The sequence below is a fragment of the Pantoea sp. Cr_R13 genome, assembly GCF_029222565.1.
Classification (GTDB): domain Bacteria; phylum Pseudomonadota; class Gammaproteobacteria; order Enterobacterales; family Enterobacteriaceae; genus Pantoea; species Pantoea eucalypti.
In genome coordinates this window covers 1-19,535 of the sequence record NZ_JARHXL010000015.1, presented here as the reverse complement: position 1 = coordinate 19,535, position 19,535 = coordinate 1, and the positions used below count along the sequence as shown (strand labels likewise).

Annotated in this window: 32 protein-coding genes; 26 read left to right on the top strand and 6 right to left on the bottom strand. The window is 51.1% G+C overall.

Annotated features, from left to right (window positions below):
- Positions 1 to 235 precede the first annotated feature (235 nt).
- The 20 genes from rplN to P2R09_RS14840 all read left to right on the top strand — a co-directional run bounded on the left by rplN (position 236) and on the right by P2R09_RS14840 (position 10,003).
- On the top strand, positions 236 to 607 hold the full coding sequence (gene rplN / locus P2R09_RS14935) for a 50S ribosomal protein L14 (RefSeq protein WP_006120590.1): 372 nt from the start codon (positions 236 to 238) through the stop codon (positions 605 to 607).
- A gap of 10 nt (positions 608 to 617) precedes the next feature.
- Positions 618 to 932: a 50S ribosomal protein L24 gene (gene rplX, locus P2R09_RS14930; RefSeq protein ID WP_003850150.1), complete on the top strand. Its 315-nt coding sequence runs from the start codon at positions 618 to 620 to the stop codon at positions 930 to 932.
- Between the two features lie 14 nt (positions 933 to 946).
- On the top strand, positions 947 to 1,486 hold the full coding sequence (rplE, locus tag P2R09_RS14925) for a 50S ribosomal protein L5 (protein WP_003850155.1): 540 nt from the start codon (positions 947 to 949) through the stop codon (positions 1,484 to 1,486).
- 14 nt (positions 1,487 to 1,500) lie between these two features.
- Positions 1,501 to 1,806 (top strand): 30S ribosomal protein S14, encoded by a 306-nt coding sequence (rpsN, locus tag P2R09_RS14920; RefSeq protein WP_008927132.1) that lies wholly within the window; start codon positions 1,501 to 1,503, stop codon positions 1,804 to 1,806.
- A gap of 32 nt (positions 1,807 to 1,838) precedes the next feature.
- On the top strand, positions 1,839 to 2,231 hold the full coding sequence (gene rpsH, locus P2R09_RS14915; protein WP_003850158.1) for a 30S ribosomal protein S8: 393 nt from the start codon (positions 1,839 to 1,841) through the stop codon (positions 2,229 to 2,231).
- 13 nt (positions 2,232 to 2,244) lie between these two features.
- Positions 2,245 to 2,778, top strand: a complete 534-nt coding sequence (gene rplF, locus P2R09_RS14910) for a 50S ribosomal protein L6 (RefSeq protein ID WP_003850161.1) — start codon at positions 2,245 to 2,247, stop codon at positions 2,776 to 2,778.
- Positions 2,779 to 2,787: 9 nt separating this feature from the next.
- Positions 2,788 to 3,141, top strand: a complete 354-nt coding sequence (rplR, locus tag P2R09_RS14905) for a 50S ribosomal protein L18 (RefSeq protein ID WP_003850163.1) — start codon at positions 2,788 to 2,790, stop codon at positions 3,139 to 3,141.
- A gap of 14 nt (positions 3,142 to 3,155) precedes the next feature.
- The gene (gene rpsE / locus P2R09_RS14900) at positions 3,156 to 3,656 is read left to right on the top strand and encodes a 30S ribosomal protein S5 (RefSeq protein WP_003850164.1); all 501 of its coding nucleotides are present in this window, start codon (positions 3,156 to 3,158) and stop codon (positions 3,654 to 3,656) included.
- 5 nt (positions 3,657 to 3,661) lie between these two features.
- Positions 3,662 to 3,841 (top strand): 50S ribosomal protein L30, encoded by a 180-nt coding sequence (rpmD, locus tag P2R09_RS14895; protein ID WP_003850166.1) that lies wholly within the window; start codon positions 3,662 to 3,664, stop codon positions 3,839 to 3,841.
- Between the two features lie 3 nt (positions 3,842 to 3,844).
- Positions 3,845 to 4,279, top strand: coding sequence for a 50S ribosomal protein L15 (gene rplO, locus P2R09_RS14890; protein ID WP_003850168.1), 435 nt, complete (start codon positions 3,845 to 3,847; stop codon positions 4,277 to 4,279).
- A 7-nt stretch (positions 4,280 to 4,286) separates the two neighbouring features.
- Positions 4,287 to 5,618: a preprotein translocase subunit SecY gene (gene secY, locus P2R09_RS14885; RefSeq protein WP_003850175.1), complete on the top strand. Its 1,332-nt coding sequence runs from the start codon at positions 4,287 to 4,289 to the stop codon at positions 5,616 to 5,618.
- A 32-nt stretch (positions 5,619 to 5,650) separates the two neighbouring features.
- A complete protein-coding gene (rpmJ, locus tag P2R09_RS14880; protein ID WP_004160566.1) occupies positions 5,651 to 5,767 on the top strand; it encodes a 50S ribosomal protein L36 in 117 nt (38 codons plus the stop codon).
- Positions 5,768 to 5,913: 146 nt separating this feature from the next.
- Positions 5,914 to 6,270, top strand: coding sequence for a 30S ribosomal protein S13 (gene rpsM, locus P2R09_RS14875; protein ID WP_003850176.1), 357 nt, complete (start codon positions 5,914 to 5,916; stop codon positions 6,268 to 6,270).
- Between the two features lie 16 nt (positions 6,271 to 6,286).
- Positions 6,287 to 6,676: a 30S ribosomal protein S11 gene (gene rpsK, locus P2R09_RS14870; protein WP_004160563.1), complete on the top strand. Its 390-nt coding sequence runs from the start codon at positions 6,287 to 6,289 to the stop codon at positions 6,674 to 6,676.
- 33 nt (positions 6,677 to 6,709) lie between these two features.
- Entirely contained in the window at positions 6,710 to 7,330 is a 621-nt protein-coding gene (rpsD, locus tag P2R09_RS14865; RefSeq protein WP_008927131.1) for a 30S ribosomal protein S4, read from the top strand.
- A gap of 25 nt (positions 7,331 to 7,355) precedes the next feature.
- Complete coding sequence (rpoA, locus tag P2R09_RS14860) at positions 7,356 to 8,345, top strand: DNA-directed RNA polymerase subunit alpha (protein WP_003850179.1); 990 nt, start codon at positions 7,356 to 7,358, stop codon at positions 8,343 to 8,345.
- A 40-nt stretch (positions 8,346 to 8,385) separates the two neighbouring features.
- Entirely contained in the window at positions 8,386 to 8,772 is a 387-nt protein-coding gene (rplQ, locus tag P2R09_RS14855; RefSeq protein WP_003850180.1) for a 50S ribosomal protein L17, read from the top strand.
- Positions 8,773 to 8,867: 95 nt separating this feature from the next.
- Positions 8,868 to 9,239 carry a DUF1992 domain-containing protein gene (locus P2R09_RS14850; protein WP_275770884.1) on the top strand — a complete coding sequence of 124 codons (372 nt, stop codon included), beginning with the start codon at positions 8,868 to 8,870 and terminating at the stop codon, positions 9,237 to 9,239.
- Positions 9,240 to 9,656, top strand: coding sequence for a Zn(2+)-responsive transcriptional regulator (zntR, locus tag P2R09_RS14845; protein WP_275770882.1), 417 nt, complete (start codon positions 9,240 to 9,242; stop codon positions 9,654 to 9,656).
- 59 nt (positions 9,657 to 9,715) lie between these two features.
- Positions 9,716 to 10,003, top strand: a complete 288-nt coding sequence (locus P2R09_RS14840) for an alternative ribosome-rescue factor A (RefSeq protein ID WP_275770880.1) — start codon at positions 9,716 to 9,718, stop codon at positions 10,001 to 10,003.
- Here the strand turns inward: P2R09_RS14840 and mscL are convergent.
- The 5 genes from mscL to def all read right to left on the bottom strand — a co-directional run bounded on the left by mscL (position 9,950) and on the right by def (position 14,708).
- Positions 9,950 to 10,360 carry a large-conductance mechanosensitive channel protein MscL gene (gene mscL, locus P2R09_RS14835; RefSeq protein ID WP_275770878.1) on the bottom strand — a complete coding sequence of 137 codons (411 nt, stop codon included), beginning with the start codon at positions 10,358 to 10,360 and terminating at the stop codon, positions 9,950 to 9,952. The two genes, P2R09_RS14840 and mscL, sit on opposite strands and share 54 nt — an antisense overlap.
- Before the next feature lie 124 nt (positions 10,361 to 10,484).
- On the bottom strand, positions 10,485 to 11,861 hold the full coding sequence (trkA, locus tag P2R09_RS14830; RefSeq protein WP_008927128.1) for a Trk system potassium transporter TrkA: 1,377 nt from the start codon (positions 11,859 to 11,861) through the stop codon (positions 10,485 to 10,487).
- Positions 11,862 to 11,879: 18 nt separating this feature from the next.
- Complete coding sequence (gene rsmB, locus P2R09_RS14825; RefSeq protein WP_140034165.1) at positions 11,880 to 13,181, bottom strand: 16S rRNA (cytosine(967)-C(5))-methyltransferase RsmB; 1,302 nt, start codon at positions 13,179 to 13,181, stop codon at positions 11,880 to 11,882.
- A gap of 49 nt (positions 13,182 to 13,230) precedes the next feature.
- Positions 13,231 to 14,175 carry a methionyl-tRNA formyltransferase gene (gene fmt / locus P2R09_RS14820; RefSeq protein ID WP_275770874.1) on the bottom strand — a complete coding sequence of 315 codons (945 nt, stop codon included), beginning with the start codon at positions 14,173 to 14,175 and terminating at the stop codon, positions 13,231 to 13,233.
- Positions 14,176 to 14,195: 20 nt separating this feature from the next.
- Positions 14,196 to 14,708 (bottom strand): peptide deformylase, encoded by a 513-nt coding sequence (def, locus tag P2R09_RS14815; protein ID WP_003852348.1) that lies wholly within the window; start codon positions 14,706 to 14,708, stop codon positions 14,196 to 14,198.
- Positions 14,709 to 14,823: 115 nt separating this feature from the next.
- Here def and dprA point away from each other — a divergent pair, with 115 nt between their 5' ends.
- Genes dprA through P2R09_RS14785 form a run of 6 tightly spaced genes read left to right on the top strand, consistent with a single transcriptional unit; the run spans position 14,824 to position 18,618 of the window.
- On the top strand, positions 14,824 to 15,948 hold the full coding sequence (gene dprA, locus P2R09_RS14810) for a DNA-protecting protein DprA (protein WP_275770872.1): 1,125 nt from the start codon (positions 14,824 to 14,826) through the stop codon (positions 15,946 to 15,948).
- Positions 15,920 to 16,393: a DUF494 family protein Smg gene (gene smg / locus P2R09_RS14805; RefSeq protein WP_003852344.1), complete on the top strand. Its 474-nt coding sequence runs from the start codon at positions 15,920 to 15,922 to the stop codon at positions 16,391 to 16,393. The genes dprA and smg overlap by 29 nt, the downstream gene beginning before the upstream one ends.
- Positions 16,394 to 16,417: 24 nt before the next feature.
- Positions 16,418 to 16,966 (top strand): type I DNA topoisomerase, encoded by a 549-nt coding sequence (locus P2R09_RS14800; protein WP_003852341.1) that lies wholly within the window; start codon positions 16,418 to 16,420, stop codon positions 16,964 to 16,966.
- A 3-nt stretch (positions 16,967 to 16,969) separates the two neighbouring features.
- Positions 16,970 to 17,542 carry an L-threonylcarbamoyladenylate synthase type 1 TsaC gene (gene tsaC, locus P2R09_RS14795; RefSeq protein ID WP_003852339.1) on the top strand — a complete coding sequence of 191 codons (573 nt, stop codon included), beginning with the start codon at positions 16,970 to 16,972 and terminating at the stop codon, positions 17,540 to 17,542.
- A gap of 3 nt (positions 17,543 to 17,545) precedes the next feature.
- Positions 17,546 to 18,364 (top strand): shikimate dehydrogenase, encoded by an 819-nt coding sequence (gene aroE, locus P2R09_RS14790; protein WP_275770867.1) that lies wholly within the window; start codon positions 17,546 to 17,548, stop codon positions 18,362 to 18,364.
- The gene (locus P2R09_RS14785; RefSeq protein ID WP_003852334.1) at positions 18,361 to 18,618 is read left to right on the top strand and encodes a DUF1488 domain-containing protein; all 258 of its coding nucleotides are present in this window, start codon (positions 18,361 to 18,363) and stop codon (positions 18,616 to 18,618) included. The genes aroE and P2R09_RS14785 overlap by 4 nt, the downstream gene beginning before the upstream one ends.
- Here the strand turns inward: P2R09_RS14785 and P2R09_RS14780 are convergent.
- Positions 18,585 to 19,139, bottom strand: coding sequence for a gamma carbonic anhydrase family protein (locus P2R09_RS14780; protein WP_003852332.1), 555 nt, complete (start codon positions 19,137 to 19,139; stop codon positions 18,585 to 18,587). The two genes, P2R09_RS14785 and P2R09_RS14780, sit on opposite strands and share 34 nt — an antisense overlap.
- Positions 19,140 to 19,535 lie beyond the last annotated feature (396 nt).

The following is a 19,535-nucleotide window of genomic DNA, read 5'->3' as shown; positions in this document are numbered from 1 at the left end:
TTAATTTGGAAGGCGACGAAAAATAAGACAGATTACATTTGCTACTGTTCGCACTATTCCCTAGAATACGCCCTCCCTGTCATCAGGGAAAATCAGCGGCTCGATTGAGAGCCGTTTATTTTTTCTACCCATCTGTGAGAACCGGTGTTACAATGCCGCGCCCTCAATTATGGGGCTTTCTAACGACCTGAGGTTTAGGTCCCGAAGTAGTAGTTGACATTAGCGGAGCACTAAAATGATCCAAGAACAGACTATGCTGAACGTCGCCGACAACTCCGGTGCACGTCGCGTAATGTGTATCAAGGTTCTGGGTGGCTCGCACCGTCGCTACGCAGGCGTCGGTGACATCATCAAAGTTACCATCAAGGAAGCAATTCCTCGTGGTAAAGTCAAAAAAGGTGATGTCCTGAAGGCGGTAGTGGTGCGCACCAGGAAGGGTGTTCGTCGCCCGGACGGTTCTGTCATTCGCTTCGATGGTAATGCATGCGTTATTCTGAACAATAACAGTGAGCAGCCTATCGGTACGCGTATTTTTGGGCCGGTAACTCGTGAACTTCGTACTGAAAAGTTCATGAAAATTATCTCTCTGGCACCAGAAGTACTCTAAGGAGCGAACAATGGCAGCTAAAATCCGTCGTAACGACGAAGTTATCGTGTTAACCGGTAAAGATAAAGGTAAGCGCGGTAAAGTTAAGAATGTCCTGTCTTCTGGTAAGGTCATCGTTGAAGGTATCAACCTGGTTAAGAAACATCAGAAGCCGGTCCCGGCCCTGAACCAACCAGGCGGCATCGTTGAAAAAGAAGCTGCTATTCAGGTTTCTAACGTTGCACTGTTCAACGCGGCAACTGGTAAGGCTGACCGTGTAGGCTTTAGATTCGAAGACGGCAAAAAAGTCCGTTTCTTCAAGTCTAACAGCGAAACTATCAAGTAATTTGGAGTAGTACGATGGCGAAACTGCATGATTACTACAAAGACGAAGTAGTCCAGAAACTCATGACAGAGTTTGGCTACAATTCTGTCATGCAAGTCCCTCGGGTCGAGAAGATCACCCTGAACATGGGTGTTGGTGAAGCGATCGCTGACAAGAAACTGCTGGATAACGCAGCAGCTGACCTGGCAGCAATCTCCGGTCAAAAACCGCTGGTCACCAAAGCACGCAAATCAGTTGCAGGCTTCAAAATCCGTCAGGGCTATCCGATCGGCTGTAAAGTAACTCTGCGTGGCGAGCGCATGTGGGAGTTCTTTGAGCGTCTGGTCACCATTGCTGTTCCACGTATCCGTGACTTCCGTGGCTTGTCCGCTAAGTCATTCGATGGTCGTGGCAACTACAGCATGGGTGTACGTGAGCAGATCATCTTCCCAGAAATCGACTACGACAAAGTCGATCGCGTTCGTGGTTTGGATATCACCATTACCACTACTGCGAAATCTGATGATGAAGGCCGTGCTCTGCTGGCTGCCTTTGACTTCCCGTTCCGTAAGTAAGGTAGGGTTACTTAATGGCTAAGCAATCTATGAAAGCACGCGAAGTTAAGCGTGCAAAATTAGCAGACAAATTCTTCGCTAAACGCGCTGAACTGAAAGCGATCATCTCTGATGTGAACGCTTCCGACGAAGATCGTTGGGATGCTGTTCTGAAGCTGCAGAGTCTGCCGCGTGATTCCAGCCCTTCGCGTCAGCGTAACCGCTGCCGTCAAACAGGTCGTCCGCACGGTTTCCTGCGGAAGTTTGGGTTGAGCCGTATCAAGGTCCGCGAAGCCGCCATGCGCGGTGAAATCCCGGGCCTGAAAAAGGCTAGCTGGTAATTGTCACCAATTGAATCACGGGAGTAACACAGATGAGCATGCAAGATCCGATCGCGGATATGCTGACCCGTATCCGTAACGGTCAGGCCGCAAACAAAGTTGCGGTCACCATGCCTTCCTCCAAGCTGAAATTGGCAATTGCCAACGTTCTGAAGGAAGAAGGATATATTGAAGATTTCAAAATCGAAGGCGACATCAAGCTGGAACTGGAACTTACTCTCAAGTATTTCCAGGGCAAAGCTGTTGTAGAAAGCATTCAGCGAGTAAGCCGTCCTGGTCTGCGCATCTATAAGAAAAAAGATGAGCTGCCAAAGGTAATGGCCGGTATGGGCATCGCTGTAGTTTCTACATCTAAAGGTGTCATGACTGATCGTGCAGCGCGCCAGGCAGGTCTTGGTGGCGAAATTATCTGCTACGTAGCGTAATCGGAGGATACATATGTCTCGTGTTGCTAAAGCACCTGTCGTTGTTCCTGCCGGCGTAGAGGTAAAACTCAACGGTCAGGTAATTTCGATTAAAGGTAAAAACGGCGAGCTGACTCGTACTATCAATGATGCTGTTGAAGTTAAGCATGCTGACAACGCTCTGACTTTCGCTCCGCGCGAAGGTTTCGTTGACGGCTGGGCGCAGGCGGGTACTTCTCGCGCGCTGCTGAACGCAATGGTTATCGGTGTTACCGAAGGCTTCACTAAGAAGCTGCAGCTGGTTGGTGTAGGTTATCGTGCAGCCGTTAAAGGCGACGTGGTCAACCTGTCTCTGGGCTTTTCTCATCCAGTCGATCACCAGCTGCCCGCGGGTATCACTGCAGAATGTCCAACTCAGACTGAGATCGTGCTGAAAGGCGCTGATAAACAGCTGATTGGTCAGGTTGCAGCGGACCTGCGCGCCTACCGTCGTCCTGAGCCTTATAAAGGCAAGGGTGTCCGTTACGCCGACGAAGTCGTGCGTACCAAAGAGGCTAAGAAGAAGTAAGGTAACACTATGGATAAGAAATCTGCTCGTATCCGTCGTGCGACCCGTGCACGTCGCAAGCTCAAAGAGCTGGGTGCTACTCGCCTGGTGGTACATCGTACCCCGCGTCATATTTACGCACAGGTAATCGCCCCGAACGGTTCCGAAGTTCTGGTCGCTGCTTCTACTGTAGAAAAAGCTATCACTGAACAACTGAAGTATACCGGTAATAAAGAAGCCGCAGCTGCAGTAGGTAAAGCTATCGCAGAACGCGCAATCGAAAAAGGCATCACTGGTGTTTCTTTCGACCGTTCCGGTTTCCAATATCATGGTCGCGTCCAGGCACTGGCAGATGCTGCCCGTGAAGCTGGCCTTCAGTTCTAAGGTAGAGGTCTAAGATGGCACACATCGAGAAACAAGCTGGCGAACTGCAGGAAAAACTGATCGCGGTAAACCGTGTTTCTAAAACTGTTAAAGGTGGTCGTATCTTCTCCTTCACAGCACTGACTGTGGTAGGTGATGGTAATGGTCGCGTAGGTTTTGGTTACGGTAAAGCGCGTGAAGTTCCAGCAGCGATCCAGAAAGCGATGGAGAAAGCCCGTCGCAACATGGTTAACGTCGCGCTGACCAACGGCACCCTGCAGCACCCAGTTAAAGGTGCACACACGGGTTCCCGCGTGTTCATGCAGCCGGCTTCAGAAGGTACCGGTATTATTGCCGGTGGTGCAATGCGCGCCGTTCTGGAAGTCGCTGGAGTTCATAACGTACTGGCAAAAGCGTATGGTTCTACAAACCCGATTAACGTGGTTCGTGCAACTATCGATGGCCTGGGCAATATGAAATCTCCGGAAATGGTCGCTGCTAAGCGTGGTAAATCCGTTGAAGAAATTCTGGGGTAATCACGATGGCTAAGACTATTAAAATCACTCAAACCCGTAGTTCAATCGGCCGCTTGCCTAAGCATAAAGCCACTCTGGTTGGCCTGGGTCTGCGTCGTATTGGCCACACCGTTGAGCGTGAAGACACGCCAGCAGTACGCGGTATGGTCAACGCGGTTTCCTATATGGTTAAAGTGGAGGAGTAAGAGATGCGTTTAAATACTCTGTCTCCGGCCGAAGGGTCTAAGCACGCTACCAAGCGTCTGGGTCGTGGTATCGGTTCTGGCCTCGGAAAAACCGGTGGTCGTGGTCACAAAGGTCAGAACTCACGTTCTGGCGGTGGCGTACGTCGCGGTTTCGAAGGTGGTCAGATGCCTCTGTACCGTCGTCTGCCGAAGTTCGGTTTCACCTCTCGCAAAGCAATGATCACCACAGAGATTCGTCTGTCTGATCTGGCGAAAGTTGAAGGCGGTATCGTCGACCTGAACGCGCTGAAAGCAGCCAACATTGTCGGTGTTCAGATTGAATTCGTTAAAGTAATTCTGTCTGGTGAAGTTTCTACACCGGTAACGGTTCGCGGTCTGCGTGTCACCAAAGGTGCACGTGCTGCAATCGAAGCTGCTGGCGGTAAAATCGAGGAATAAGTAGCAGATGGCTAAACAACCGGGATTAGATTTTCAAAGTGCCAAAGGTGGCTTTGGTGAGCTGAAACGCAGACTGCTGTTTGTAATCGGTGCACTCATTGTCTTCCGTATTGGCTCTTTTATTCCAATCCCTGGTATTGATGCCACTGTACTTGCCAAACTGCTTGAGCAACAGCGTGGCACCATCATTGAAATGTTTAACATGTTCTCTGGTGGTGCTCTCAGCCGTGCTTCTATTTTCGCACTGGGCATCATGCCGTATATTTCGGCATCGATTATTATCCAGTTATTAACGGTGGTTCACCCAGCGTTAGCGGAAATTAAGAAAGAAGGGGAGGCTGGCCGTCGTAAGATTAGCCAGTACACCCGATACGGTACGTTGGTATTGGCCATATTCCAGTCGATCGGTATTGCTACCGGTCTGCCGAATATGCCAGGGATGCAAGGCCTGGTAATGAATCCAGGCTTTGCTTTCTACTTTACCGCTGTTGTGAGTCTGGTCTCGGGAACGATGTTCCTGATGTGGCTGGGCGAACAGATTACTGAACGTGGTATCGGTAACGGTATTTCGATCATTATCTTCGCAGGTATTGTTGCGGGTCTCCCGCCGGCCATTGGCCATACCATCGAGCAAGCGCGGCAAGGCGACCTGCACTTCCTTCTGTTGCTGTTGGTTGCAGTACTCGTATTCGCAGTGACCTTCTTTGTTATCTTCGTTGAACGTGGTCAACGCCGCATTGTGGTGAACTACGCAAAACGTCAGCAGGGTCGTCGCGTTTACGCTGCACAGAGCACACATTTACCGTTGAAAGTGAACATGGCGGGTGTTATTCCAGCTATCTTCGCTTCCAGCATTATTCTGTTCCCGGCAACGATTGCATCGTGGTTTGGGGGCGGTACCGGTTGGAACTGGCTGACAACAATTTCGCTGTATTTGCAGCCAGGACAGCCGCTTTATGTGCTACTCTATGCGACTGCAATCATCTTCTTCTGTTTCTTCTATACGGCGTTGGTTTTCAACCCACGTGAAACAGCAGATAACCTGAAGAAGTCTGGTGCATTCGTACCGGGAATTCGTCCGGGAGAGCAAACGGCGAAGTATATTGATAAAGTAATGACGCGACTGACCTTAATCGGCGCCCTGTACATTACGTTTATCTGCCTTATCCCGGAGTTCATGCGTGATGCGATGAAGGTTCCCTTCTACTTTGGCGGTACGTCACTGCTTATCGTAGTTGTCGTCATCATGGACTTTATGGCTCAAGTGCAAACTCTGATGATGTCAAGTCAGTACGAGTCGGCACTGAAGAAAGCTAACCTGAAAGGCTACGGCCGTTAATTCAGTTGGTTGAGAAGTTACGGAGAGTAAAAATGAAAGTTCGTGCTTCCGTCAAGAAATTATGTCGTAACTGCAAAATCATTCGTCGCGACGGTGTCGTCCGTGTGATTTGTAGCGCCGAGCCTAAGCATAAACAGCGCCAAGGCTGATTTTGTCACATATTTTTCTTGCAAAGTCGGGTTGAGCTGGCTAGATTAGCCAGCCAATCTTTTGTATGTCAGTGCGTTTCCATTTGAGTATCCTGAAAACGGGCTTTTCAGCATGGGACGTGCTTGTTTAATTATAGGAGTGCATAGTGGCCCGTATAGCAGGCATTAACATTCCTGATCAAAAACATACCGTTATCGCATTAACTTCGATCTTCGGTATCGGTAAAACCCGTTCAAAAGCCATCTGCGCTTCAACGGGTATTGCTGAAAATGTTAAGATCAGTGAGCTGTCTGAAGAACAAATTGATCAGCTGCGTGATGCAGTTGCGAAATTCGTTGTAGAAGGTGATCTGCGCCGTGAAATCACCCTGAGCATCAAGCGTCTTATGGACCTTGGTTGCTACCGTGGTTTGCGCCATCGTCGTGGTCTTCCGGTTCGCGGTCAGCGTACTAAGACCAACGCACGTACCCGTAAGGGTCCGCGTAAACCGATCAAGAAATAATCGGGGTGAGTAAATAATGGCAAAGGCACCAGTTCGTGCACGCAAGCGTGTAAGAAAACAAGTCTCAGATGGCGTGGCTCATGTCCATGCTTCTTTTAACAACACCATCGTTACCATTACTGATCGTCAGGGTAACGCACTGGGTTGGGCAACCGCCGGTGGTTCCGGTTTCCGCGGTTCACGTAAATCCACTCCGTTTGCTGCTCAGGTCGCTGCAGAGCGCTGTGCAGAAGCGGTAAAAGATTACGGAATTAAGAACCTGGAAGTTATGGTAAAGGGTCCGGGTCCAGGACGCGAATCTACGATTCGTGCTTTGAACGCCGCTGGTTTCCGCATCACTAATATTACTGATGTGACTCCGATCCCTCATAACGGTTGTCGTCCGCCGAAAAAACGTCGCGTATAACGCCCGTTTTTTTAGGATAGTTGGAGAAAGAAAATGGCAAGATATTTGGGTCCTAAGCTCAAGCTGAGCCGTCGTGAGGGCACTGACTTATTCCTTAAGTCTGGCGTTCGCGCGATTGATTCCAAGTGTAAGATTGAACAAGCCCCTGGTCAGCATGGTGCGCGTAAACCGCGTCTGTCTGATTACGGCGGTCAGTTACGTGAAAAGCAGAAAGTTCGTCGTATCTACGGCGTGCTGGAGCGTCAGTTCCGTAACTATTATAAAGAAGCAGCTCGTCTGAAAGGCAACACCGGTGAAAACCTGTTGGCTCTGCTGGAAGGTCGTCTGGACAACGTAGTTTATCGTATGGGCTTTGGTGCCACTCGTGCAGAAGCACGTCAGCTGGTGAGCCATAAGTCTGTTCTGGTAAATGGCCGCGTTGTTAACATCGCTTCTTATCAGGTATCTCCGAATGATGTCGTTAGCATCCGTGAGAAAGCCAAAAAGCAATCTCGCGTGAAGGCCGCTCTGGAGCTGGCTGAGCAGCGTGAAAAGCCAACCTGGCTGGAAGTTGATGCGACTAAGATGGAAGGTGTGTTCAAGCGTATTCCTGAACGTACTGATCTGTCTGCGGACATTAACGAACACCTGATCGTCGAGCTTTACTCCAAGTAAGGCTTAGTACCAAAGAGAGGACACAATGCAGGGTTCTGTGACAGAGTTTCTAAAACCGCGCCTGGTAGATATCGAGCAAGTGAGTTCGACGCACGCCAAGGTGACCCTTGAGCCTTTAGAGCGTGGCTTTGGCCATACTCTTGGTAACGCACTGCGCCGTATTCTGCTTTCATCCATGCCGGGTTGCGCGGTGACCGAGGTTGAAATTGATGGTGTACTTCATGAGTACAGCACCAAAGAGGGCGTACAGGAAGATATCCTGGAAATCCTGCTCAACCTGAAAGGGCTGGCGGTAAGAGTTCAGGGTAAAGATGAAGTTATTCTGACCCTGAATAAATCTGGCATTGGCCCTGTGACTGCAGCCGACATTACCCATGATGGTGATGTCGAAATCGTCAAGCCTCAGCATGTCATTTGCCATCTGACCGATGAGAACGCTGCTATCAGCATGCGTATCAAAGTTCAGCGTGGACGTGGCTATGTGCCGGCTTCTGCCCGAATTCATTCGGAAGAAGATGAGCGCCCAATCGGCCGCCTGTTAGTTGACGCTTGCTACAGCCCTGTAGACCGTATCGCCTACAATGTTGAAGCAGCGCGTGTAGAGCAGCGCACCGACCTGGACAAGCTGGTCATCGAAATGGAAACCAACGGCACAATCGATCCTGAAGAGGCGATTCGTCGTGCGGCAACCATTCTGGCAGAACAACTTGAAGCTTTCGTTGACTTACGTGATGTACGTCAGCCGGAAGTTAAAGAAGAGAAACCAGAATTCGATCCGATCCTGCTGCGCCCTGTTGACGATCTGGAATTGACTGTCCGCTCTGCTAACTGCCTTAAGGCAGAAGCTATCCACTACATCGGTGATCTGGTACAGCGTACCGAGGTTGAGCTGCTTAAAACGCCTAACCTTGGTAAAAAATCTCTTACCGAGATTAAAGATGTGCTGGCTTCGCGTGGTCTTTCTCTGGGCATGCGCCTTGAGAATTGGCCGCCAGCAAGCATTGCTGATGAATAATCAGATCACAGGTTAAGGTTTCACTGAGAAGGATAAGGTCATGCGCCATCGTAAGAGTGGTCGTCAACTGAACCGCAACAGCAGCCATCGTCAGGCTATGTTCCGCAACATGGCCGGTTCTCTGGTTCGTCATGAGATCATCAAAACGACTCTGCCGAAAGCCAAAGAACTGCGTCGCGTAGTTGAGCCGCTGATTACTCTTGCCAAGACCGACAGCGTAGCTAATCGTCGTCTGGCATTCGCCCGTACTCGTGATAACGAGATCGTGGCAAAACTGTTTAATGAGTTAGGCCCGCGTTTCGCGAGCCGTGCCGGTGGTTACACTCGTATTCTGAAGTGTGGCTTCCGTGCTGGTGACAACGCTCCGATGGCTTACATCGAGCTCGTTGATCGTCCAGAAGCTCAAGCAGAAGCAGCTGCAGAGTAATCTGTAGCAACGTAAAAAACCCGCTTCGGCGGGTTTTTTATTGCCTGCAATTTACTACCTTAGAACGTAGTCTTTCATGTTCAAAGGAGCTAACTATGTGGCTGGTTGATGAACTTGCTGAACAGCATATCAAAGCAGCGTTAGAAAAAGGCGAGCTGAGTAATCTTCCTGGCTCAGGTAAGCCACTGCAGCTGGATGATGACAGCCATGTTCCGCCCGGATTAAGAGCGGGTTACCGGTTGCTCAAGAATTCGGGATTTCTGCCGCCTGAACTTGAGTTAAGACGCGAAGCCATGGAAGTTAACGATCTTATTTGTCAGCTCGATCCCGCCGATCCCCGGTATCAGGATCAGCGTAATCGACTTCAGGTGCTGACACTGAGATTACGCCAGGCTGGAATGAGTACCGATTTTCTTCATGGCCGTTATGCCGCAGCCATCCACAATCATTTCCGTGAGGAGAAGTAAATGTTTCGCATTGGCCAGCTAGCTAAGCTTGCAGAAGTCACGCCAGACACGATTCGCTTCTATGAAAAACAACAGATGATGGATCATGATGGTCGGACGGAAGGGGGATTTCGACTCTACAGTGAGGGCGATCTTCAGCGTCTGAAATTTATTCGCTACGGTCGCAAACTGGGTTTTAGCCTGGAAGCTATCAGAGAGCTGCTTTCGATCCGTGTCGATCCTGCACATCACACCTGTCAGGAATCTAAAGCGATTGTCGAAAAAAGGCTGAGCGAAGTCGCTCAGATGATCGCAGAATTAGAAACAATGCAGCGTTCACTGCGACACCTGTCAGATGCCTGTTGCGGTGACAGTCACAGTAGCGTTTCGTGCTCAATTCTTGAGGCACTGGAGCGGGGAGAGGCTTTAAGCAAATAAGGATATTGTTATTTTGCTGCAAAAGAATAAAGTATCAGGCCTTATAAACAGGAGGCGTCATGAGTAAATATCAGCACACCAAAGGGCAAATTCGCGACAACGCGATTCAGGCCCTCTTACACGACCCGCTATTTCGGCAACGCATTGAGCAGAAGCAAAAGGGTAAAGGCAGTTTCAAACGGAAAGAGAAACATGGCAAGGGGACTGGATGGGAGGGCAGTGATAAGAAAGCGTCTTATCACTGCCTTTCTGCTTTTACGGTCAAAAAAACCGCCTGTGCGGCGGTTTATCAACTATACCCGCGTATTTTGCTGTTTAAGCAGATCGCGGATTTCAGTCAGCAGTAATTCTTCGTTCGTTGGTTTTGCAACAGGCTTTTCAACTTCCTTCTTTTTGTACAGACGATTCATCAACTTAATTGCCATAAAGATTGCAAAAGCAATGATGACGAAATCGAAGATGGTCTGAAGGAAAATACCGTACTGCATAACAACGGCGGGCGCATCACCTGATGCCGGCTTAAGTACCCACTGGAATGATTTAAAGTCGACACCACCGATCAGTAAGCCCAATGGTGGCATAATGATGTTGGCGACCAGCGATGAAACGATTTTCCCGAAGGCCGCACCGATGATAACACCGACGGCGAGATCCATCACATTACCGCGCATCGCGAAATCGCGAAACTCTTTGATTAAACTCATACTTATCTCCTTGCCTAAGCCAATGCCATAAAGTTTAACAAACCTTACTATTTTTGCCATCAACTCAGCGATTTAAGCGGCACTTTCACGCGCCTCTTACTTTTTATGCCTGTAAAAGCAGCATTTACAGGAAAAATGGACTCGGCTGAAAGAGACGTTCAACGTCTGAGACAAATTTCTTGTCGGTGAGGAACATGATGACATGATCCCCTTGTTCAATACGCAGATTGTCATTGGCAATCATCACATCGTCCCCGCGAACCACTGCGCCGATAATGGTCCCTGGCGGCAGTTTAATATCATCAATCGAACGGCCGACGACGCGTGAAGTCGACTCGTCACCATGCGCTATTGCTTCGATTGCCTCTGCAATACCGCGTCGCAGTGACGAAACACCCACGATATCTGCTTTGCGCACATGGCCCAGCAGAGCAGAGATTGTGGCCTGCTGAGGTGAAATAGCAATATCGATGACGCTGCCCTGCACCAGATCGACATACGCACGACGCTGAATCAGCACCATAACTTTCTTCGCCCCCATCTTTTTTGCCAGCATGGCTGACATGATGTTGGCTTCATCATCATTGGTGACAGCGATAAACAGATCAACCTGCTCAACATGCTCTTCCGCCAGCAACTCCTGATCGGACGCATCGCCATAAAAAACCACAGTGTCATGCAGATGTTCTGCAAGTTCTGCTGCGCGCTGAGCATTACGTTCAATCAGCTTAACGCTGTAATGTTTCTCAAGACGCTGTGCCAGACCGAAACCAATGTTACCGCCACCCACCAGCATAATCCGCTTGTAAGGTTTCTCCAGCCTCTGCATCTCGCTCATTACGGCACGAATGTTCTGGCTGGCCGCGATGAAAAAGACTTCATCACCCGCTTCTACAATGGTTGAGCCCTGCGGACGAATGGGCCGGTCCTGACGAAAGATAGCGGCTACGCGGGTATCAATGTGTGGCATATGCTCACGCATGATGGAGAGCGGATTGCCCACCAGTGGCCCACCATAATAAGCTTTCACCACCGCAAGGCTGACTTTGCCCTCAGCAAAGTTGACCACCTGCAATGCACCAGGATACTGGATTAAACGGTAGATATTTTCGATCACCAACTGCTCAGGTGAGATCAGGTGATCGATGGGCACTGCTTCTGGAATAAATAACTTGTCTGCATCACGCAGATAGTCGGCCGCGCGAATCCGGGCGATACGGTTCGGCGTGTTGAAAAGCGAATAAGCAATCTGGCAGGCAATCATGTTGGTTTCGTCGGAGTTGGTAACGGCAACCAGCATGTCGGCATCTTCCGCGCCTGCCTCCCGCAAAATGCGCGGGTGAGAACCATGCCCCTGCACGACGCGCAGATCGAATTTATCCTGCAGATGACGCAGGCGTGAAGAGTCGGTATCCACCACCGTGATATCGTTGTTTTCACCGACCAGATTTTCTGCCAGGGTACCGCCAACCTGACCTGCGCCCAGAATGATTATTTTCATCGCTTATCAATACTCATCTCAGTTTGTACCCGATTTCTTTATCAGCTTAGCGTAGAAGAAACCATCTCCGCCTTCGGCTTGCGGGAATACCTGTAAGCCATTCGCGGGTGCATCCCTGAGGGGAACGGCTTGTGCATCGTGCTGGCGCTGCAGGAAAGCATCTATCTGCTGATGATTCTCTTCAGGCAGGATGGAACAGGTAGCATAAATCAGCGTGCCGCCTGGTTTCAGGTGCGGCCAGACAGCATCAAGAATTTCAGACTGAAGCTTTGCCAACTCGGCAATATCACGATCGCGACGCAGCCACTTGATGTCTGGATGACGTCGGATCACTCCGGTAGCAGAGCAGGGTGCATCCAGCAGAATTCGGTCAAATTGCCGATCACCGCACCACTGCTGCGGCGTCCGTCCATCACCCTGTTTAACATCTGCTTTCATGCCCAGTCGCTGCAGATTTTCCTCAACGCGTTTAAGGCGCTGCGCATCAACGTCGACGGCCATGACTTCTGCTTCCGGCGCGATTTCGAGAATATGGGTCGTTTTACCGCCGGGTGCAGCGCATAGATCCAGAATCTGTTCGCCGTTCTGGGGTTCAAGCAACAAAGCACAGCGCTGAGCGGACAAATCCTGCACGGTCACCCAGCCCTGTCCGAAGCCCGGTAACTGACTGACCGGAGCAGGGGCATCGAGCCGCAGTGCATCCGGCACATCGTCAGCAGGCTGTGCATTCCTGCCACTTTCAGTCAGCAGGGCCAGCCATGCATCACGTTCGTGGTGCTGTTGGTTAACCCGCAACCACATCGGCGGACGCTGGTTATTGGCTTCGACGATCTGCTGCCACTGTTCTGGCCAGGCATGCTGCAATCGCTTTAGCAGCCATCCCGGATGCAGATACCGCTGCGGGCCATCCTGAATGCTGGCGAGCAGCTCTTCGCGCTGGCGCTGAAACTGGCGTAATACACCATTTAATAAGCCTTTCAGGCTGGTGCGCTTCAGGACTTCGGCCCCTGCGACAGTTTCTGCCAGTGCGGCGTGAGCAGGCACGCGTGTATATTCCAGCTGGTAAAGCCCGACCATGATCAGATAGTGCAGAACCCGCTGTTTACCGGTAAGGGGACGCGCCATCAGTTTACCGATTAGCGCTTCAAGCTGCGGTAATGTGCGCAACACGCCAAAACAGATCTCCTGCACTAACGCGCTATCTTTGTCAGAGAGTTTTTTCTGAGCGGCAGGCAGTGCCGTGTTCAGGGATTCGCCCTTGTCGACAACGCGCTCAATAAGTTGAGCGGAGAGGCTACGCAGGTTGATTGATTTAGTCATAGGGTTTTGTCATCAAACAAAAGGCCCGGTGAGTGACCGGGCCTGAGAGTCAGTCCAGAAGGGTTCCAGGTTCAAACCATTCCCGGCGCGAGTTGAGAAGATCCTGAGCCGACATCGGTTTTTTACCGGCGGGCTGCAACTGCAGTAGATTTAGTACACCCTGAGCGGTCGCCACCTGGATGCCACGTTTATCCGCATGAATAATTTCACCCGGCGAACGATCGCTGTGGGGCAGAACGCTTGCCTGCCAGACTTTCACCGGTTGATCATCAATGGTGAAAAAGCTCATCGGCCACGGGTTAAACGCGCGGATACAACGTTCAAGCTGTTCTGCTGAGAGTGTCCAGTCAAGACGGGCTTCCTCTTTACTGAGCTTCTCAGCATAGTTGGCCAGCGCTTCATCCTGTTTTTCAGGTGTAACCTGCTGAGTGCTCAGTAAGGTCAGCGTATCCAGCAGTCCCTGTGGTCCAAGTTCAGCCAGCTTATCGTATAGCGTTGCACTGGTATCCTGAGGAGTAATAGGACAGGCAAGCTTGTGCAGCATATCGCCGGTGTCCAGCCCCACGTCCATCTGCATGATGGTCACGCCGGTTTCGCTGTCGCCAGCCCAGAGCGCACGTTGAATCGGTGCGGCTCCACGCCAGCGTGGCAGCAGCGAACCATGAACGTTGATGCAGCCCAGGCGTGGCATATCAAGTACAGCTTTTGGAAGAATTAATCCGTAGGCCACAACAACCATCACATCAGCTTTGAGGTCAGCAACCAGCTGCTGATTCTCTTCCGGTCGCAGTGACTTAGGCTGATAGACAGGAATGTCGTGTGCCATCGCCAGCGTTTTGACCGGGCCTGGGGTTAATTTGTTACCGCGACCCGCGGGGCGGTCGGGTTGGGTGAATACACCGATAACCTGATGTTCAGAAGCAAGCAGCGCGTCAAGATGACGCGCTGCAAAGTCAGGTGTGCCGGCAAAAATGATTTTTAGCGGGGCAGACACGTGTATCCCTTCTTAAGTTCTCAGGAAGCCTGGGCGTTCTGACGCGCCAGTTTCTCTAACTTAGTTTTGATTCGTTGCCGCTTCAGAGGCGACAAATAATCGATAAACAGTTTGCCTTCCAGATGATCGATCTCATGCTGGATACAGATGGCCAGTAACTCGCTGGCTTCCAGCTCGAAACTGTTACCGTCACGATCAAGTGCACGGACTTTAACCCGCTCGGCACGTGGAACAAATGCGCGCTGTTCCGGAATTGAGAGGCAACCCTCTTCAATACCGGTTTCGCCGCTTTTTTCCAGCAGCTCAGGGTTAATCAGAACTAAACGCTCTTCACGACTTTCAGAGACATCAATCACGATAATGCGCTGATGAATATCGACCTGCGTAGCGGCAAGACCGATACCTTCTTCGGCATACATCGTCTCGAACATATCATCAACGATACGCTGAATGTCTGCGTTAACTTCTTTAACGGGCGCAGCGACTTTGCGAAGACGCTCGTCAGGGAAATGTAATACCTGCAAAACTGACATAAATATCCAGATCTGTATTCGGTTAAGAAAAGATTACTACCTCATATTGTAGACTTTTCGATGACTGATTGACAGCATTGTGCAGCAGGAAGCAAGGGCGATCAGGGAGTCGGAGATGGACAAAATAGCGCAGTATGTGCGGCTGGCAGCCGTCACTGGAATGACAGGGAAACGCTGGGTTGACGTCGCGCAGCAGACAGGTGCCCAGGCAGCAGATAGGGAGCAGCTTATCCGGTTAGGGTTAGATACCAGTCAGCGCCAGCAATATTATGATTTCAGCGCAAAAAAACTTGCAGAATTGTATGACTGGCTGGCACAGAGTCCGGCTCATCATCTGATTACTGCGCTGGACGCAGCCTATCCAGCCCGTCTCAAAGAAACGAGCCGCTTTCCGCCGCTGCTCTATATTCAGGGCGATCCTGCTGTAATAAGTACTCCTCAATTAGCGGTGGTGGGGAGTCGAAACTGTTCACATAATGGCCGTTACTGGTGCGACTGGTTTACTCAGCACTTAAGCCTCAGCGGTCTGACCATTACCAGCGGACTGGCCCGGGGTATTGATGGTGTTGCACATAAGGCAGCACTCAACGTGAAGGGCAAAACGGTGGCTGTGCTGGGCAGTGGGTTACAAAATCTCTATCCCAAAAATCATGCCGACCTTGCCGCAGAGATTGTTGAGCAGGGTGGGGCTGTGATTTCTGAATTTCCGCTTGCGACCCTGCCGCATCCGGCGAATTTTCCACGCCGTAATCGTATCATCAGCGGTCTGAGTCATGGGGTGCTGGTGGTAGAAGCCTCGCTGAAGAGTGGTTCGCTGGTGACGGCACGCTATGCGCTGGAGCAGAATCGCAATGTCTATGCCTTACCTGGCGCGATCGGCAATCCATTAAGCGAAGGCGTTAACTGGCTGATTCAGCAGGGTGCGCTGCTGGTGGCCCACCCCAATAACATTGTGGAAGATCTGGCTGGTGCGCTGAACTGGCTGCCAGCGACACAGGCCGACGAAATTTATTCTGAGGTGAGTGACGATGCTCCATTGCCATTTGCTGATGTGTTGGCTAACGTAGGTGATGATGTTACACCTGTTGACGTTGTCGCTGAACGTGCCGGCCAATCTGTGCCAGTTATCTCAGCTCAGTTGCTGGAACTGGAGTTAGCAGGATGGATCGCAGCTGTACCCGGCGGCTATGTCCGATTGAGGAGGGCATGCCATGTTCGACGTACTGATGTATTTGTTTGAGACATATATCCACAACGAAGCAGAAATGGGTGTTGATCAGGACAGATTGACAGACGACCTGACGGATGCCGGGTTCCATCGTGAAGATGTTTACAGTGCGCTGAACTGGCTGGAAAGACTGGCTGATTATCAGGAAGGGCTGGTTGAGCCAGTTTTACTGACAAGTGATCCGCTCTCCATGCGTATCTATACCGACGAAGAGAGCAAGCGTTTAGATGCTGATAGCCGTGGTTTTCTGCTGTTCCTGGAGCAGATTCAGGTGCTGAACCTGGAAACCCGTGAAATGGTCATCGAACGTATCATGGCGCTGGATACCTCTGAGTTTGACCTGGAGGATCTCAAATGGGTGGTGCTGATGGTGTTGTTCAACATCCCGGGATGTGAAAATGCCTATCAGCAGATGGAAGAACTGCTATTCGACGTCAATGAAGGTATGCTGCATTAAATTTCCTTTCATGCATTGATCGCTATGAGTAAAGCTGCACTCTTCACCGTGCGTAAACAGGATCCCTGCCCCGCTTGCGGGGCAGAACTGGTTATTCGCTCCGGTAAACATGGTCCTTTTCTGGGCTGCGCGAACTACCCGGCTTGCGACTACATTCGACCGTTAAAAGGTCAGGCCGATGGCCACGTGGTCAAAGTGCTGGAAGGTCACGCCTGTCCAGAATGTGGTGCGGATAAAGTGCTGCGGCAGGGACGTTTTGGCATGTTCATCGGCTGCAGCTGCTATCCGGAATGCGGATACACCGAAACCATCGATAAACCGGATGAAACCTCGCTGGCCTGTCCTCAGTGCCATGAAGGCCGGTTAGTTCAGCGGCGTTCCCGTTACGGCAAAACGTTTCACTCCTGCGATCGCTATCCCGCCTGCCAGTTTGTAGTGAATCTGACACCCGTTGCCGGAATCTGTCCTTATTGTGAGTATCCACTGTTAGTTGAAAAAAAGACGGCGCAGGGCATTAAACGATTCTGTGCCAGTAAGAGTTGTGGCAAAGCCATCGCTGAAGAGAATTCATAGATCATGGAAAATCAACACCTCGCCGATTCATTTGAAAATTGCTTAGCGCATCTGAATCGTCAGGCGGTCATCGCCTATCCAACTGAAGCTGTATTTGGTCTGGGCTGTGACCCTGACAGTGAATCTGCCGTCATGGCCTTGCTGGCGCTGAAACAGCGTCCGGTAGAAAAGGGACTTATCCTGATTGCCGCTGATTACACCCAGCTTGAACCTTATATCTCCGCACGCGAACTTTCGGTGATGCAGCGTGAGCGGATGTTTGCATGCTGGCCCGGTCCTGTGACCTTTGTCGTCCCCGTTCCACCACAAACCCCTCGCTGGCTGACCGGGCAGTTTGATTCGCTGGCCATTCGCGTCAGTGACCATCCCGATGTGCAGGCGCTTTGCCGCGCATTTGGTAAACCGCTGGTTTCAACCAGCGCAAATCTGTCGGGTTTGCCTCCCTGCCGCACGGCGGAAGAAGTGAAGCAACAGTTTGGTGAGCACTTCCCGGTTCTGTCGGGAAAAACCGGTGGCCGCCTTAATCCCTCTGAAATCCGCGATGTGATTAGCGGCGAACTTATACGTCAGGGTTAATTCATGGATCAATTTGCCGTTTTCGGTAATCCCATCAGCCACAGTAAATCTCCGCTGATCCATCAGGCCTTCGCTGAGCAGACGGGTATTGAACATCGCTATGGTCGCATCTGCGCCCCGATTGATGGTTTTCCCCAGGCGCTCTCTGCCTTTTTTGAACAGGGAGGTCGCGGTGCCAATGTGACGTTGCCTTTTAAACAGCAGGCTTGGGAATTTGCCGATCAGCTGAGTGAACGTGCAGCCCTGTCCGGCGCGGTAAACACGGTGAAAAAACTCAGTGATGGTCAGATCCAGGGGGACAACACGGATGGCATTGGCCTGTTAAGTGACCTTGAGCGGCTGAAGATGATCAACGCTGGCGACAATGTATTGCTGGTGGGCGCGGGCGGGGCCGCTCGCGGCGTCATTCTGCCATTGCTTTCAGCTGGCGTGACACTGACCGTCGTCAATCGTACAACTGCACGCGCTGAAGAGCTGGCGACGCTGTTTGGAGAGAATGGGCCTATCCGGGCATGTCGTTTTGAACAGCTGACGGGTCAGCACTTCGATCTGATCGTTAATGCCACTTCAAGCGGTGTGAATGGAGAAACGCCTCCTTTACCTTCTGACGTGATCCATTCCGGCGTGCAGTGCTATGACATGTTTTACCAAAGCGGGCTGACGCCTTTCCTGCGCTGGTGTCAGGGGCATGGCACGAATCATCTGGCAGATGGTTTGGGTATGCTGGTGGGGCAGGCTGCTCATGCCTTCTATATATGGCACGGAGTAATGCCAGACATTGCTCCGGTCATTGCTCAGCTTAAGCAGGCCATGCAGCCATGAATCAGGCGATACAGTTCCCTGATGATGAAGCCTATGATGCTGAACTCAAGGCGGTCTGTTTCCCGGTACTGGTTAACGGCATGCGGCTGAACTGTGCAATCAGCTGTGAGTCGTTGATATCACGTTTTGGTGAAGGGGAGGCGATGGCGCTGTTTCAGCACCATCGCTGGGATCTGGAGGATGAGGCGGAAGAGGCTATCCGTCAGGATAACGTTGATGCTCAGGGCTGGGTCTGGTTAGCGTCGGCCAGGTAATCATCTTTCCAGCCCACATAGTTGTTAGCGGAATAGCGTAACCCTTCCTTTTCACTGTCATTAAGCGGCCTGATCTGCTTCACCGGACTCCCCAGATAGAGATAGCCACTCTCCAGTCTTTTACCTGGCGGCACCAGACTGCCGGCACCAATCATCACCTCGTCTTCTACTATTACGCCATCAAGCAAAATCGATCCCATTCCGACCAGCACGCGATCGCCAATGGTACAGCCGTGCAGCATCGCTTTATGGCCGACCGTGACCTCCTCGCCAATAATAAGAGGGAAGCCTTGCGGATTGGCGGCAGATTTATGCGTAACGTGCAGAACACTGCCGTCCTGCACATTGGTTCGGGCACCGATCCGGACCTGATTCACGTCACCCCTGATCGCAACCAGCGGCCAGATGCTGACGTCATCCTCCATAATCACATCACCGACGACAACACTGCTTGAATCGACCATAACGCGCTGGCCAGTTTGCGGGAAAAGATCTTTATAGGGGCGTAGGGCGGAAGTCATCATGTTCTCCTTTGTTCTGTTTTCACTGCAGCCTGATGCGATTTTACACAGCTGACAAGCCAATTCTGACCCGGATCGCTGGTGATCTCATCAATCTGGATCATTTATAACCGTTCAGATAAAAGATCCAAAAAAAGGGTTGTGCTCTGAAACGGGATCCCTATAATGCGCCTCCATCGACACGGAACACCGGCAACGGGAAGCGGGTTGAGAGGCACAGGAAACTGCGCCGCCGGAGAAAAACTTCTGAAATAGAGGTTGACTCTGCAGGAGGAAAGCGTAATATACGCCACCTCGCGACAGGACGCTAACGCACTGTTCGCACTGCTCTTTAACAATTTATCAGACAATCTGTGTGGGCACTCGCAGGATTGATATCAGCGTCTCAGGACGCAA

Bases quoted from the DNA above. Each gene is read 5' to 3' on its own strand.
- smg (WP_003852344.1), top strand. From the start codon at position 15,920: ATGTTCGACGTACTGATGTATTTGTTTGAGACATATATCCACAACGAA.
- rpsK (WP_004160563.1), top strand. From the start codon at position 6,287: ATGGCAAAGGCACCAGTTCGTGCACGCAAGCGTGTAAGAAAACAAGTC.
- rplN (WP_006120590.1), top strand. From the start codon at position 236: ATGATCCAAGAACAGACTATGCTGAACGTCGCCGACAACTCCGGTGCA.
- rpmD (WP_003850166.1), top strand. From the start codon at position 3,662: ATGGCTAAGACTATTAAAATCACTCAAACCCGTAGTTCAATCGGCCGC.
- rplR (WP_003850163.1), top strand. From the start codon at position 2,788: ATGGATAAGAAATCTGCTCGTATCCGTCGTGCGACCCGTGCACGTCGC.
- tsaC (WP_003852339.1), top strand. From the start codon at position 16,970: ATGGAAAATCAACACCTCGCCGATTCATTTGAAAATTGCTTAGCGCAT.
- trkA (WP_008927128.1), bottom strand. From the start codon at position 11,861: ATGAAAATAATCATTCTGGGCGCAGGTCAGGTTGGCGGTACCCTGGCA.
- secY (WP_003850175.1), top strand. From the start codon at position 4,287: ATGGCTAAACAACCGGGATTAGATTTTCAAAGTGCCAAAGGTGGCTTT.
- rplF (WP_003850161.1), top strand. From the start codon at position 2,245: ATGTCTCGTGTTGCTAAAGCACCTGTCGTTGTTCCTGCCGGCGTAGAG.
- zntR (WP_275770882.1), top strand. From the start codon at position 9,240: ATGTTTCGCATTGGCCAGCTAGCTAAGCTTGCAGAAGTCACGCCAGAC.
- rplQ (WP_003850180.1), top strand. From the start codon at position 8,386: ATGCGCCATCGTAAGAGTGGTCGTCAACTGAACCGCAACAGCAGCCAT.
- rsmB (WP_140034165.1), bottom strand. From the start codon at position 13,181: ATGACTAAATCAATCAACCTGCGTAGCCTCTCCGCTCAACTTATTGAG.
- rpmJ (WP_004160566.1), top strand. From the start codon at position 5,651: ATGAAAGTTCGTGCTTCCGTCAAGAAATTATGTCGTAACTGCAAAATC.
- rpsD (WP_008927131.1), top strand. From the start codon at position 6,710: ATGGCAAGATATTTGGGTCCTAAGCTCAAGCTGAGCCGTCGTGAGGGC.
- rpsH (WP_003850158.1), top strand. From the start codon at position 1,839: ATGAGCATGCAAGATCCGATCGCGGATATGCTGACCCGTATCCGTAAC.
- dprA (WP_275770872.1), top strand. From the start codon at position 14,824: ATGGACAAAATAGCGCAGTATGTGCGGCTGGCAGCCGTCACTGGAATG.
- rpsE (WP_003850164.1), top strand. From the start codon at position 3,156: ATGGCACACATCGAGAAACAAGCTGGCGAACTGCAGGAAAAACTGATC.
- rpsN (WP_008927132.1), top strand. From the start codon at position 1,501: ATGGCTAAGCAATCTATGAAAGCACGCGAAGTTAAGCGTGCAAAATTA.
- P2R09_RS14850 (WP_275770884.1), top strand. From the start codon at position 8,868: ATGTGGCTGGTTGATGAACTTGCTGAACAGCATATCAAAGCAGCGTTA.
- mscL (WP_275770878.1), bottom strand. From the start codon at position 10,360: ATGAGTTTAATCAAAGAGTTTCGCGATTTCGCGATGCGCGGTAATGTG.
- P2R09_RS14785 (WP_003852334.1), top strand. From the start codon at position 18,361: ATGAATCAGGCGATACAGTTCCCTGATGATGAAGCCTATGATGCTGAA.
- rplO (WP_003850168.1), top strand. From the start codon at position 3,845: ATGCGTTTAAATACTCTGTCTCCGGCCGAAGGGTCTAAGCACGCTACC.
- def (WP_003852348.1), bottom strand. From the start codon at position 14,708: ATGTCAGTTTTGCAGGTATTACATTTCCCTGACGAGCGTCTTCGCAAA.
- aroE (WP_275770867.1), top strand. From the start codon at position 17,546: ATGGATCAATTTGCCGTTTTCGGTAATCCCATCAGCCACAGTAAATCT.
- P2R09_RS14840 (WP_275770880.1), top strand. From the start codon at position 9,716: ATGAGTAAATATCAGCACACCAAAGGGCAAATTCGCGACAACGCGATT.
- P2R09_RS14780 (WP_003852332.1), bottom strand. From the start codon at position 19,139: ATGACTTCCGCCCTACGCCCCTATAAAGATCTTTTCCCGCAAACTGGC.
- rpoA (WP_003850179.1), top strand. From the start codon at position 7,356: ATGCAGGGTTCTGTGACAGAGTTTCTAAAACCGCGCCTGGTAGATATC.
- rplX (WP_003850150.1), top strand. From the start codon at position 618: ATGGCAGCTAAAATCCGTCGTAACGACGAAGTTATCGTGTTAACCGGT.
- rplE (WP_003850155.1), top strand. From the start codon at position 947: ATGGCGAAACTGCATGATTACTACAAAGACGAAGTAGTCCAGAAACTC.
- P2R09_RS14800 (WP_003852341.1), top strand. From the start codon at position 16,418: ATGAGTAAAGCTGCACTCTTCACCGTGCGTAAACAGGATCCCTGCCCC.